The organism is Streptomyces curacoi (assembly GCF_001513975.1).
In the GTDB taxonomy this organism is placed as follows: Bacteria; Actinomycetota; Actinomycetes; order Streptomycetales; family Streptomycetaceae; genus Streptomyces; species Streptomyces curacoi.
In genome coordinates, this window is sequence record NZ_KQ947984.1 from 1,036,158 (window position 1) to 1,049,385 (window position 13,228).

Annotated in this window: 8 protein-coding genes; 3 read left to right on the forward strand and 5 right to left on the reverse strand. The window is 69.3% G+C overall.

The annotated features are described in order from the left end of the window. Positions 1-14: 14 nt before the first annotated feature. The gene (locus AQI70_RS04620; protein WP_425264602.1) at positions 15-2,033 is read right to left on the reverse strand and encodes a SpoIIE family protein phosphatase; all 2,019 of its coding nucleotides are present in this window, start codon (positions 2,031-2,033) and stop codon (positions 15-17) included. Positions 2,034-2,684: 651 nt separating this feature from the next. Between AQI70_RS04620 and AQI70_RS04625 the strand changes: the two genes are divergently transcribed. Together AQI70_RS04625 and AQI70_RS04630 are read left to right on the forward strand one after the other, a co-directional pair. After that, positions 2,685-6,818: a HAMP domain-containing protein gene (locus tag AQI70_RS04625; RefSeq protein WP_208607278.1), complete on the forward strand. Its 4,134-nt coding sequence runs from the start codon at positions 2,685-2,687 to the stop codon at positions 6,816-6,818. Between the two features lie 12 nt (positions 6,819-6,830). Then, positions 6,831-7,403, forward strand: a complete 573-nt coding sequence (locus AQI70_RS04630; RefSeq protein ID WP_062144444.1) for a response regulator — start codon at positions 6,831-6,833, stop codon at positions 7,401-7,403. A gap of 98 nt (positions 7,404-7,501) precedes the next feature. On the opposite strand, the gene AQI70_RS04635 is transcribed toward AQI70_RS04630, so the two are convergent. Continuing rightward, positions 7,502-9,376: an AMP-dependent synthetase/ligase gene (locus tag AQI70_RS04635; RefSeq protein WP_062144447.1), complete on the reverse strand. Its 1,875-nt coding sequence runs from the start codon at positions 9,374-9,376 to the stop codon at positions 7,502-7,504. 271 nt (positions 9,377-9,647) lie between these two features. Continuing rightward, positions 9,648-11,516 (reverse strand): translation elongation factor 4, encoded by a 1,869-nt coding sequence (gene lepA, locus AQI70_RS04640; RefSeq protein WP_062144450.1) that lies wholly within the window; start codon positions 11,514-11,516, stop codon positions 9,648-9,650. A 246-nt stretch (positions 11,517-11,762) separates the two neighbouring features. Between lepA and rpsT the strand changes: the two genes are divergently transcribed. Then, complete coding sequence (gene rpsT / locus AQI70_RS04645; protein ID WP_004001350.1) at positions 11,763-12,029, forward strand: 30S ribosomal protein S20; 267 nt, start codon at positions 11,763-11,765, stop codon at positions 12,027-12,029. Positions 12,030-12,214: 185 nt separating this feature from the next. Here rpsT and AQI70_RS04650 read toward each other — a convergent pair whose 3' ends face one another. Both AQI70_RS04650 and AQI70_RS04655 read right to left on the reverse strand, forming a co-directional pair. Next, entirely contained in the window at positions 12,215-12,613 is a 399-nt protein-coding gene (locus AQI70_RS04650; protein WP_062145092.1) for a nuclear transport factor 2 family protein, read from the reverse strand. Between the two features lie 147 nt (positions 12,614-12,760). After that, the gene (locus tag AQI70_RS04655; RefSeq protein ID WP_062145093.1) at positions 12,761-13,156 is read right to left on the reverse strand and encodes a nuclear transport factor 2 family protein; all 396 of its coding nucleotides are present in this window, start codon (positions 13,154-13,156) and stop codon (positions 12,761-12,763) included. Between the last annotated feature and the right edge of the window lie 72 nt (positions 13,157-13,228).

A 13,228-nucleotide genomic window follows, 5' to 3' on the forward strand; every position in this document is an offset into this window, starting at 1 on the left:
CCGTACCCCGCCGGTTACTCGGCCTGCAGCACCAGCAGCGCCAGATCGTCCTCCGGCGGACGGCCGCTGAACTCGTGCACCAGCCTGCGGATCCGTTCCGCGATCAGCTGGGCGTTCAGCCCCGCGCACCCGGCGAGCGCGGTCGCCAGCCCGTCGCCGTCGTCGAACTGGCGTGAGCCGCTGCGCCGCTCGGTCACCCCGTCGGTCACGCACAGCAGGGTGTCGCCGGAGCGCAGCTCGAAGGTCTCGCTGGTGTACGTCGCGTCCTCGACGACCCCGAGGAGGGTCTGCGGCTGCGCGGCCGTGTGGACCTCGCCGCCCGCGCCCAGCAGCAACGGCAGCGGGTGTCCGGCGGAGGCGAGGGTGCAGCGGATGCCGTCGTCGACGGGGGTGAGTTCGCCGTACAGCAGGGACAGGAAGCGGGTCTGCGGGCCGTCGCCGGGTGGGACCGGGCCGACGAGGGCGCGGGCGGCGGCGTCGGCGGCCTCGGTGGCGTCGTCGAGGAGGAGCTGGTTGAGGCGGTCGAGCACGTCGGCGACGCGGTAGCCCTCGCGGGCGAGGAGCCGCAGCCAGGGGCGTGCGATGCCGATCACCACGGCGGCCTCGGGGCCCTTGCCCTGGACGTCGCCGATGGCGAAGCACCAGCGTCCGTCGCCGGCCGGGAAGAGGTCGTAGAAGTCGCCGCTCGGGCCGCCCTTGTCGCACGGTTCGTAGACCAGGGCGCTGGCCACTCCGGGGATCTCCGCGACGGCGCCGGGCAGCAGTCCGCGCTGCAGGACCCGGCTGATGGTGACCTGCCGGGCGTACTGGCGGGCCGCGCCGATGGCGAGGGCCACCCGGCGGCTGAGGTCCTCGACGAGCCCGGTGATCTCGTCGGGGAAGCGCGCGAGTCCGGCCCGGCCGATGACCAGCGTGCCCAGCGGGCGGCCACCGGCGATCAGGCGGTACGCGAGCGCCGTACCGCGCGCCCCGCGGGCGCCGAGCGCCGCACCGGGCCAGGGATAGGGCACGGGCCCGGTGCGGTGGTGGTCGGGCGGATGCGGTGGCTCCTTCTCCAGGGTGCGGCGGAGTTCCTCGATGAGGTTCTCGGAGCCGTGCCAGACGCGGGCGAGCCGGGGGCCCGTCCCCGCCATGCCGTCCGCCGGCCAGCCGCTCCCGCCGTCGGCATCGCCGGCGTCGCCGGATCGGGGGTATCCCCAGCGGCCGGCGACCTCGTCCTCCAGCCACACCGCACACCAGTCCGCCAGCCGCGGCACGATCAGCTGGCCGGCGAGGGCGGCGACCAGGTTCTCGTCGAGCTGCCCGGCGAGCAGGTCGGAGGCCTCGGCGAGGAAGGACAGGGCACCTCGGTTGAGCCAGTCCCGTTCCCGCTCGCGAGGGGGGTGCCCGCGCTCGGATTCGGCCGAGAGCGGCGGCGGCTCCGGCGCGAGGATCTCGGCGACGCGCAGCCCGCGCTCCAGCGCGCGCTCCTCGGCGCACGCCTCGATGTCGTCCTTGGCCGCCACCGGGTCCTCGGCGGGCAGCCGGGCCCACACGGTCTTGGCGCCGGTGCGATAGGTGACGCCCCAGGACTCGGCGAGCCGGGACACCAGCCGCAGGCCGCGCCCGTGCTCCGGTGTCTCGTACGGCGCGTCGAGCTCCGCGTCGCGCGGGGCGCGCGAGGGGTGATGGTCCAGCACCTCGACGAGCAGGGCGCCGGTGTCCTCCTCCAGCCGACAGGCGAGCTCGACCTCGGTACCGGCGTGCACGACGGCGTTGGTGACAAGCTCGCTGACGGCCACGACGGCGTCGTCGACGAGCCGGTCACTGACGTGTTCGGTGCCGGGGAGACCGGACGCGGCCCACTCGGTGAGCGCGGCCCGCACGAGGGCGCGGGCCGATCCCGGGGAGAGGGGGCTGCCGGGGAGGGTGGTGCGGGTCTCGGGGTGCGGGTGTGTGGTGGGGTCGACGCGGGGGTGTGGGTCGGGGGCCGGGCGGGGGTGTGGGTCGGGGGCCGGGCGGGGGTGCGGATCGGGGTCGACGCGCGGGTGCAGATCGTGGTCCACGCGCGGGTGCGGCTCGTCGTTGACGCTTGGCTGTGGCTCGTCGTTGACGCGCGGATGAGGCTCGTCGTGGACGCGCGGGTGTGTCCAGAGGCCCACGCACGGGTGTGGCTCGTGGTCCACGCGCGGGTGCGGCTCGTCGTTGACGCTTGGCTGTGGCTCGTCGTTGACGCGCGGATGAGGCTCGTCGTGGACGCGCAGGTGTGTCCAGAGGCCCACGCGCGGGTGTGGCTCGTGATCCACACGCGGGAGGGGATCGCCGTCCACGCACAAGGGCGCGTCGGCGTCCACGCACAAGGCGGTGTCGCCGTCCACGTGCGACAGCGCCCCGCCATTGTCCGCGCCCGCGTGTGCGGCATCGTCCGCACCCGGGTGGGCGGCGTCGTCCGCACCCGGGCGGGAGGCATCGTCCGCGCCCGGGCGGGTGCCGTGATCCGTGCGCGGGCGTGCGCTCTCCTCCGAGCGCGGGCGCGCACTCTCGTGCGCAGGCGCATCAGAGGCACGGGTAACGGTTTCCCGTTGCGCCGGAATGGCCCCCATGGACAGCTCCCCGAACGGTTCGGACGATTACGCCTCAGTCGACGCCGACAGAGTGACAGACTGGCCACGCCCATAAGCACCGAGTTACCGAAGTGGGCCGCCATGAGTGAGAACCGTGCTACGCGCGTGCTCGAAGAAGGACAGAAAGACGGTCAAATTCGAGCATCGGATCTGCGCCCCCTGCTCGCCGCGATGACCGCCGCCCGGGACGGCGACTTCCGCAAGCTCCCGGAGACCGGCGACGGGATGGTGGCCGAGCTGACGGCGGTCTACAACCAGATCATGGACCGCAGCACACACTTCAACGGCGAAGTGCAGCGCGTCAAAAGGGAGCTGGTGCGGCACGGCCGGCTCGACGAGCGCCTCTCGGCGAGCCCGGGGCAGGGCGACTGGACGACCCGCGTCAACGACGTGAACCATCTGCTCGACGCCCTGGTGGCCCCGGCGGCGAACGCGACGCGCGTACTGGACGCCGTGGCCGGCGGCGACCTCACCCAGCGCGTCGACCTGCACGACGGCACCCGTCAGTTACGCGGTGACCTGCGCCGCCTCGGCCGTGCCGTGAACAAGATGGTCGACCAGCTCTCCCTGTTCACCGGCGAGGTGACCCGGGTCGCCCGCGAGGTCGGCACCGAGGGCCGGCTGGGCGGCCGGGCCAAGGTGCAGGGGCTGTCGGGCAGTTGGCGGGACGTGACCGAGGCGGTCAACACGATGGCGGCCCGGCTGACGGCGCAGGTGCGCGACATCGCCCTGGTGACCACGGCGGTGGCCCGCGGCGACCTGACCCGCACGGTCACCGTCGAGGCGACCGGCGAGCTCCTCGAACTCAAACTGACCGTCAACACGATGGTGGACCAGCTCTCCGCCTTCGCCGACGAGGTCACCCGCGTCGCCCGCGAGGTCGGCACCGAAGGCCGGCTGGGCGGGCGGGCCCAGGTGCGCGGCGTGAGCGGCGTCTGGAAGGACCTCACCGACAACGTCAACTTCATGGCGTCGAACCTGACCTCTCAGGTCCGCAACATCGCCCAGGTCACCACGGCCGTCGCCAACGGCGACCTGAGCCAGAAGATCACCGTCGACGCCCAGGGCGAGATCCTCGAACTCAAGTCGACCATCAACACCATGGTCGACCAGCTCTCCGCCTTCGCCGACGAGGTCACCCGCGTCGCCCGCGAGGTCGGCACCGAAGGAAACCTCGGCGGACGCGCCCAGGTACGCGGCGTCTCCGGCGTATGGAAAGACCTCACCGACAACGTCAACTTCATGGCGGACAACCTGACCTCCCAGGTCCGCAACATCGCCCTCGTGTCCACCGCCGTGGCCCAGGGCGACCTCGGCAAGAAGATCACGGTGGAGGCGAAGGGCGAGATCCTGGAGCTGAAGTCGACCATCAACACGATGGTCGACCAGCTCTCCGCCTTCGCCGACGAGGTCACCCGCGTCGCCCGCGAGGTCGGCACCGAAGGAAACCTCGGCGGTCAGGCCCAGGTGCGCGGCGTGAGCGGCGTCTGGAAGGACCTCACCGACAACGTCAACTTCATGGCGCTGAACCTGACCTCCCAGGTCCGCAACATCGCCCAGGTCACCACCGCCGTCGCCAACGGCAACCTCTCCAAGAAGATCACGGTCGACGCCCGCGGCGAGATCCTGGAACTCAAGGACACCGTCAACACGATGGTGGACCAGCTGCGCGCCTTCGCCGACGAGGTCACCCGAGTGGCCCGCGAGGTCGGCACCGACGGCCGGCTCGGCGGCCGGGCCCAGGTGCTGGGCGTCTCCGGGGTCTGGCGGGATCTGACCGACAACGTCAACTACATGGCGGACAACCTGACCTCCCAGGTGCGGAACATCGCCCAGGTCGCCACCGCCGTGGCCCAGGGCGACCTCTCCAAGAAGATCGACGTGGACGCGCGCGGCGAGATCCTGGAGCTCAAGACCACCATCAACACGATGGTCGACACCCTGTCCTCCTTCGCCGACGAGGTCACCCGAGTGGCCCGCGAGGTCGGCACCGAGGGCCAGCTAGGCGGTCAGGCGAGGGTCGAGGGCGTGTACGGCACCTGGAAGCGCCTGACGACCAATGTGAACGAACTCGCCCTGAACCTGACCACCCAGGTCCGCGCGATCGCCGAGGTCGCCTCCGCCGTGGCGCAGGGCGACATGTCCCGCTCGATCACGGTCGAGGCGCGCGGTGAGGTCGCCGAGCTGAAGGACAACATCAACCTGATGGTGGCCAACCTGCGTGAGACGACCCGCGCCAAGGACTGGCTGGAGTCCAACCTGGCCCGCCTGGCCGCGCTGATGCAGGGCCACCGCGACCTGATGGAGGTCGCCGACCTGCTGCTGCGCGAGCTGACGCCGCTGGTCAACGCCCAGTACGGCGCGTTCTTCCTGGCCGACCCGGACGGCGAGGGAGCCTCGCTCCATGGCACGGTTCCGGCGAAGGGGCTCGCGTTCATCGCCGGGTACGGCTCGGCCCAGGGCGCCACCGTGGAGACGGGGGGCCTCCCGGTGCACGGTCTGGTCCAGCAGGCGGCCCGCGAGAAGAAGCGGATCCTGGTCGAGGAGGCCCCGCCGGACTACATCAAGATCAACAGCGGGCTGGGTGAGGCGGCCCCCACCAGCGTCGTCATCATCCCGATCCTCTTCGAGGACAAGCTCCTCGGCGTGATCGAGCTGGCGTCCTTCTCCCGCTTCTCCGACGTCCACCTGGCGTTCTTCGACCAGTTCGTGAACACCATCGCCGTCGCGATCAACACGATCATCGCCAACTCCCGTACGGAGTCGCTGCTCGGCGAGTCCCAGCGCCTCGCCAGGCAGCTCCAGGAACGCTCGGACGAACTCCAGATGCAGCAGGCGGAGCTGCAGCGCTCGAACGCGGAGCTGGAGGAGAAGGCGGCGCTGCTGGCGACCAGCTCCCAGTACAAGTCGGAGTTCCTGGCGAACATGTCGCACGAACTGCGCACCCCGCTCAACTCCCTGCTGATCCTGGCCCGTCTGCTCTCCGACAACCCGGACGGCCACCTGTCCGACCAGGAGGTGCAGTTCGCGACGACGATCCACCGCTCCGGCTCGGACCTCCTCCAGCTGATCAACGACATCCTGGACCTGTCGAAGATCGAGGCGGGCCGGATGGACGTACGCCCGAAGAAGCTGCCGCTCATCAAGCTGCTGGACTACGTCCACGCCACGTTCCGCCCGCTCACCCTCGACCGGGGGCTCGCCTTCGAGGTGTCGGTCGGCGAGAACGTGCCGCGTGAGATGTACTCGGACGAGCAGCGCCTGCAGCAGATCCTGCGCAACCTCCTGTCCAACGCGATCAAGTTCACCGCGGCGGGCAAGGTGGAGCTGCGGGTGAACCGGATGAAGGATCCCGAGCACCACCTGGTCCGCGAGAGCGACGACGTGATCGCGTTCGCGGTGTCCGACACCGGCATCGGCATCGCGCGGGAGAAACTCCCGGTGATCTTCGAGGCGTTCCAGCAGGCCGACGGCACCACCAACCGCAAGTTCGGCGGCACGGGCCTCGGCCTGTCCATCAGCCGGGAGATCGCGGGCCTGCTGGGCGGCCGTATCGTCGCCGAGAGCGAGCCCGGCACGGGCTCCACGTTCACGCTGTACGTCCCGGTCGTCAGCCCCGGCCACGCCGCCACCGGCCCGGTGCCCGAGGACCGTCCGCTGCCGGCGCCGGAGCAGCTGTCGGCCGAGTCCTTCCCGTCCGCCCACGACGCGGACGACGCCTGGCCGACGCCGACCAAGCTGGAGGCCTGGCTGACGGGCCGGGCGGGCCGGGTCCTGCCGGGCCGGCGGGTGCTGATCGTGGACGACGACATCCGCAACGTCTTCGCGCTCACGCATGTCCTGGGGCGGGTGGGCATGCCGGTCCTGTACGCGGAGAACGGCCGCGAGGGCATCGAGACGCTGGAGCGCAGCCCCGACGTCGAACTCGTCCTGATGGACATCATGATGCCGGAGATGGACGGCTACGAGACGATCTCCGCCATCCGCCGCACCCCGCGCTGGGCGGACCTGCCCATCGTCGCGCTGACCGCGAAGGCCATGCCCGGCGACCGTGAGAAGTCCATCGCGCGGGGCGCCAACGACTACGTACCGAAGCCGGTGGACGTGGATCGGCTGCTGACCGTCGTCTGCGACCTCCTGGACCCCGAGGGCGCGGACGGTACGGCCGCGGACGCCCCCACCGCGCAACCGGCGGTTCCGCCGACGACCGAATGAGGCCGATTCACCATGACCGCTGAGGCAGCGACCGACGAGCGCGCCGGCATCCTCCTGGTCGACGACATGGAGGATAACCTGATCGCCCTGGAGGCCGTACTCGGGTCCCTCAACGAGCCGCTCGTACGCGCGCGTTCGGGCGAGGAGGCGATGAAGGCGCTGCTGCGCCGGCGCTTCGCCCTCGTCCTGCTCGACGTACGCATGCCCGGCATGGACGGCTTCGAGACCGCCACGAACATCAAACGGCTCGACCAGACCAAGGACGTCCCGATCATCTTCCTGACCGGCGCGGACGACGAGCCCGGCTACGCCTTCCGCGGTTACGCGACGGGCGCGGCGGACTATCTGACCAAGCCGTTCGATCCGTGGGTGCTGCGGGCGAAGGTCAGCGTCTTCCTGGACCTGCACCGCAAGGGCCAACAGCTGGAGCGCCTGCTGGCCCAGCGGCAGGCCCGCAACGGGGACATATGCACCCGGCTGGCCGCGCTGGAGGAACAACTCGCCGCCGACGACCCGGACCTGCCGACACTGCGCACCCAGGTGAAGGAGCTACGGCACCTGGTCAGCAGGGGGCAGGGGATCTGACCTGAAGGGGCGCGGGACCGTGTCGATGCGCGGCTTTGCCGCGTGGGCGCGACCAGCCACGACGAACCGTCAGCCACCACACAGTCCCGCGCCACCCCCTACGCTTCGCGCGTACCGGCGTACATCTCGTCGATGAGGTGCTTGTACTCCCGCTCGACCACCGGCCGCTTCAGCTTCAGACTCGGCGTGATCTCACCGTGCTCCACATCGAGATCCCGCGGCAGCAGCCGGAACTTCTTGATGGTCTGCCACTTCTGAAGCCCCTCGTTGAGCTTCTTGACGTAGCCGTCGACCATCTCGACGGTGGCCGGGTCGGCGACGATCTCCGCGTACGACTTGTCCTCCAGGCCGTTCTCCTTCGCCCAGCCCGTGATGGCGACCTCGTCGAGCGCGATCAGCGCCGTGCAGAAGTTCCGGTCGGCGCCGTGCACCAGGATGTTGGAGACGTAGGGGCACACCGCCTTGAACTGTCCCTCGACCTCGGCGGGCGCGATGTACTTGCCGCCCGACGTCTTGATGAGGTCCTTCTTGCGGTCGGTGATGCGCAGATAGCCGTCGGGCGACAGCTCGCCGATGTCACCGGTGTGGAACCAGCCGTCCGACTCCAGCACCTCCGCGGTCTTCTCCGGCAGCCCGTGGTAGCCCTCCATGATCCCGGGGCCCCGCAGCAGGATCTCCCCGTCGTCCGCGATTCGGACCTCCGTGCCGGGCAGCGGCTTGCCGACCGTGCCGGTGCGGTAGGCCTCACCGGGGTTGACGAAGGACGCGGCCGAGGACTCGGTGAGGCCGTAGCCCTCCAGGATGTGGATGCCGGCGCCGGCGAAGAAGTAGCCGATCTCGGGCGCGAGGGCAGCGCTGCCCGACACACAGGCGCGCAGGTTGCCGCCGAAGGCCTCGCGGATCTTGGCGTACACCAGCGCGTCGGCGACCTTGTGCTTGGCGCCGAGGCCGAACGGCACGGAGTGGCTGCCGGTGCGCCGGAAGTTGTCCTGCGAGACCTTGGCGTACTCGCGGGCGACCCCGGCCGCCCACTGGAAGATCTTGTACTTGGCGCCGCCGCCCGCCCGGGCCTTGGCGGCGACCCCGTTGTAGACCTTCTCGAAGATGCGTGGCACAGCCGCCATGTACGTCGGCTGCACGACCGGCAGATTCTCGATGATCTTGTCGACGCGGCCGTCGACGGCGGTGACGTGGCCGACCTCGATCTGCCCGGAGGTGAGTACCTTGCCGAAGACGTGCGCGAGCGGCAGCCACAGGTACTGCACGTCGTCGGGGCCGACCAGACCGGTCGCGGCGATCGCCTTCGCCATGTACGCCCAGTTGTCGTGCGGCAGCCGTACGCCCTTGGGGCGGCCGGTGGTACCGGAGGTGTAGATCAGGGTGGCGAGCTGGTCCTTGGTGATCGCGCCGACCCGCTCCTTGACCAGGTCGGCGTCCTTCTCCAGCCGGGCCGCGCCGCGCTTCTCCAGCTCGTCGAGGGTGAGGATCCAGTCGGCGGTCTCGACGCCGGCCGGGTCGATGACGACGACATGCGTCAGGTTCGGCAGTTCGGCACGCTTCTCCCGCGCCTTGGCCAGCTGGGCCGCGTCCTCGGCGATGAGCACCCGGCTCTCGGAGTCGGAGAGGATGTACGCCGACTCCTCGGCGTTGGTCTGCGGGTAGACGGTGGTGGTGGCGGCGCCGGCGCACATGATGCCCAGGTCGGCGAGGATCCACTCGATCCGGGTGGACGAGGCGAGGGCCACCCGCTGCTCGGGCTGGACGCCCAGCTCGATGAGCCCGGCCGCGATCGAGTAGACCCGCTCGGCGGCCTGCGCCCAGCTCAGCGACTTCCAGTCCTCGGGGCCCTCACCGGAGGCCGGCGGTACGGGATAGCGGTATGCCTCCGCGTCCGGCGTGGCCGCCACGCGCTCCAGGAAGAGGGTCGCCACGCTCGGCGGACGGTTCTCGATCAGTGTCTGTGTGTCGCTCACGACATCCTCCGGGCCCGCGACAGTGCGGCTGGCTCAGCAGCCGGCATCACAGCCGGCTCATTACGGCGGTTTTCACATGCGAGGTGTTGTTTAACTCGCGAGTAACTATCGAGCAGGGATCAGAGTAAAGGTCGACAGGCCACCGCGTAAGGGTCCGCGGCCTGTCACTTCCTACAGACAGCGACGTTACGCACGCGTAGGGGCCCGCCGCACTTTCACACGACGGACCCCTGTTGCGGCGATTTGCCAGGCAACGCTCTGTTACCGGTGGTTACTTCTTGCCCTTGCCCGACCCCGCGCTGTCATCACTGCTCAGTACGGCGATGAAGGCCTCCTGCGGAACCTCCACGGAACCCACCATCTTCATCCGCTTCTTGCCTTCCTTCTGCTTCTCCAGCAGCTTGCGCTTACGGGAGATGTCACCGCCATAGCACTTGGCGAGGACGTCCTTGCGGATGGCGCGGATGGTCTCGCGGGCGATGACCCGGGAGCCGATGGCGGCCTGGACGGGCACCTCGAACGCCTGCCGCGGGATCAGCTCCTTGAGCTTGGCGACGAGCCGTACGCCGTACGCGTACGCCTGGTCCTTGTGGGTGATCGCGGAGAAGGCGTCCACCTTGTCACCGTGGAGCAGGATGTCGACCTTGACCAGGCTGGAGGTCTGCTCGCCGGTGGGCTCGTAGTCGAGCGAGGCGTATCCACGGGTCTTGGACTTCAGCTGGTCGAAGAAGTCGAAGACGATCTCGGCCAGCGGCAGGGTGTAGCGGATCTCGACCCGGTCCTCGGACAGGTAGTCCATGCCGAGCAGGGTGCCGCGCCGGGTCTGGCACAGCTCCATGATCGAGCCGATGAACTCGGTCGGCGCGAGGATCGTGGCGCGTACGACGGGCTCGTAGACCTCGTTGATCTTGCCCTCGGGGAACTCGCTCGGGTTGGTGACGGTGTGCTCGCTGCCGTCCTCCATCACGACCCGGTAGACCACGTTGGGCGCGGTGGCGATCAGGTCGAGGCCGAACTCGCGCTCCAGCCGCTCACGGATCACGTCGAGGTGCAGCAGGCCGAGGAAGCCGACGCGGAAGCCGAAGCCGAGCGCGGCGGAGGTCTCCGGCTCGTAGACGAGCGCGGCGTCGTTGAGCTGGAGCTTGTCGAGGGCCTCGCGCAGCTCGGGGTAGTCGGAGCCGTCCAGCGGATACAGGCCGGAGAAGACCATCGGCTTCGGGTCCTTGTACCCGCCGAGGGCCTCCGTCGCGCCCTTGGCCTGGCTGGTGACGGTGTCACCGACCTTGGACTGGCGGACGTCCTTCACACCGGTGATGAGGTACCCCACCTCACCGACGCCGAGGCCGTCGGCGCCCAGCATCTCGGGCGAGTTGGTGCCGATCTCCAGCAGCTCGTGCGTGGCGCCCGTCGACATCATCCTGATGCGCTCGCGCTTGTTGAGCTGGCCGTCGATGACACGGACGTACGTCACGACGCCACGGTAGGAGTCGTAGACGGAGTCGAAGATCATCGCGCGGGCGGGGGCGTCCTTGACGCCGACCGGCGCGGGGACCTCCTTGACCACCCTGTCGAGCAGGGCGTCGACGCCGACACCGGTCTTTGCGGAGACCCGGAGGACGTCGTCGGGCTCGCACCCGACCAGGTTGGCGAGCTCCTCGGCGAACTTCTCGGGCTGCGCGGCCGGCAGGTCGATCTTGTTCAGTACGGGGATGATCGTGAGGTCGTTCTCCATCGCCAGGTAGAGGTTGGCGAGGGTCTGGGCCTCGATGCCCTGGGCGGCGTCGACGAGGAGGATGGTCCCCTCGCAGGCGGCGAGCGACCGCGAGACCTCGTACGTGAAGTCGACGTGCCCCGGGGTGTCGATCATGTTGAGGATGTGCGTGTTGCTCTTGTCGTGGGTCGGAGCCCACGGCAGACGCACCGCCTGGGACTTGATCGTGATACCGCGCTCACGCTCGATGTCCATCCGGTCGAGGTACTGAGCACGCATCTGCCGCTGCTCGACCACACCGGTCAGCTGGAGCATCCGGTCGGCGAGCGTGGACTTGCCGTGGTCGATGTGCGCGATGATGCAGAAATTGCGGATCAGAGCCGGGTCGGTACGGCTCGGCTCGGGCACATTGTTAGGGGTCGCGGGCACGCAGGGTCCTGTCTCTTGAGGCGCCTTATGCCTCGGGTCGGATCGATACGTAGCTTCCATGGTCCCACGGGCGGCGACCCGGGGCTGGTTTGGGCCATTCTCCGGGCCACTGGTAGCCTGGGTGGCTGTGTCTCATGCCCTCTCAGCGCGAGGCACACCCCAAGAAAATCACCTGGTACGGGACCCGGAGTCATCCTTGTCCGGAGTCCTCGCGGCCCCGTGCCTGAACCTGAAAAGGCTCAATCAGTGGCGAACATCAAGTCCCAGATCAAGCGGATCAAGACCAACGAGAAGGCTCGGCTGCGCAACAAGGCCGTCAAGTCCTCCCTGAAGACCGCGATCCGCAAGGCCCGTGAGGCCGCTGCCGCGGGTGACGTCGAGAAGGCCACCGAGCTTCAGCGCGCTGCGGCGCGTGCGCTCGACAAGGCCGTCTCGAAGGGCGTCATCCACAAGAACCAGGCCGCCAACAAGAAGTCGGCGCTTGCTTCCAAGGTCGCGTCCCTCAAGGGCTGACACCTTCCTCTGATCTGATCGCCGGAAGGACCCAGAGCGGGCCCTCTCTCATCCGCTCCCGACCGGCACCCGAGTTCGTTCGCGGCCTGCGTTCGCCACGCGGGAACGAGCTCAACGGCTTCAACCGAAGGCCCCGGCACCTCGCCCTTCCCCAGGGCGGGCGCCGGGGCCTTCGGCATGCCGGCTCACGACCAGAAGTCGTTGACCGCGTCGATGTCCGCGACACACTCGTCGAGATCGGTGATCTTGTCGCCGACGATCCGGAAGACGATGCCGCCGTCCTCGTCGATGTGCTTGTCGCCGCGGTCAGCGGTGAAGTGGTGCACGGACATGGCGTGCCCGCGGCCGTCGACGAATATGTCGCGCAGCTCGACCTGGAACGACCCGTCCGTCTCCGAGTAGAGCCGGCCGTAGTAGCCGTCGAGGATCGAGTCGATGCCCTTGAAGTCCCCCGACAGCGGGTGGGAGCCGGGTACATGGTGCGTACAGTCCCCGGTCATCATCCCGCGCAGGGTGTCCATGTCTCCGCGCTGGAAGGCCTCGTAGCCCGTGCGGACGAGAGCTGCGTGCGGGTGTTCAGCCATGGCGATCGCCACCTTTCCGCGTTCGGCGGGTACGGCTGATACGCACGATTCTCCTCTTCACCGCAGAGCGGGCTACTCGATCACCCTCGATCTCCCTCGATCGCCCTCGCTCACCCAGTCAACGCCGTGCGGTCGACGTGCCCGGACTCACGACCAGAAGTCGTCGAGCGCGTCGAGGTCATGGAAGCACTCGTCGAGATCGGTCGCCTTGTCTCCGACGATCCGGAAGACGATCCCTCCGTCGAGTTCCATGCGCTTGCCCCGGCGCTCGGCCGTGGAGTGGTGCAGGGACACCGCGTGGCCTCGGCCGTCGACGAGGACCTGCCGAAGCTCCACGTTCAGTGTCCCGTTCGTCTCCTCGAAGATCCGCCGGAACACATCGAGGACCGCGTCCTGGCCCTTGTAGTCACCCGCGAGCGGGTGAGTACCGGGGAGGTGATACGTGCAGTCCCCGGCCAGAAGCGTGCGCAGGCTGTCCAGGTCACCGGAGGTGAAGGCCTCGTAGCCCCTGCGGACGAGAGCTGCGTGCGGGTGCTCGGCCATGCCGATCGCCACCCTTCCGTCATATCCGTCGTGCTCGGCGATTCAGGCTGTACGCACGATTGTCCTCGCGGT

Bases quoted from the DNA above. Each gene is read 5' to 3' on its own strand.
- AQI70_RS04625 (WP_208607278.1), top strand. From the start codon at position 2,685: ATGAGTGAGAACCGTGCTACGCGCGTGCTCGAAGAAGGACAGAAAGAC.
- AQI70_RS04655 (WP_062145093.1), bottom strand. From the start codon at position 13,156: ATGGCCGAGCACCCGCACGCAGCTCTCGTCCGCAGGGGCTACGAGGCC.
- AQI70_RS04650 (WP_062145092.1), bottom strand. From the start codon at position 12,613: ATGGCTGAACACCCGCACGCAGCTCTCGTCCGCACGGGCTACGAGGCC.
- AQI70_RS04630 (WP_062144444.1), top strand. From the start codon at position 6,831: ATGACCGCTGAGGCAGCGACCGACGAGCGCGCCGGCATCCTCCTGGTC.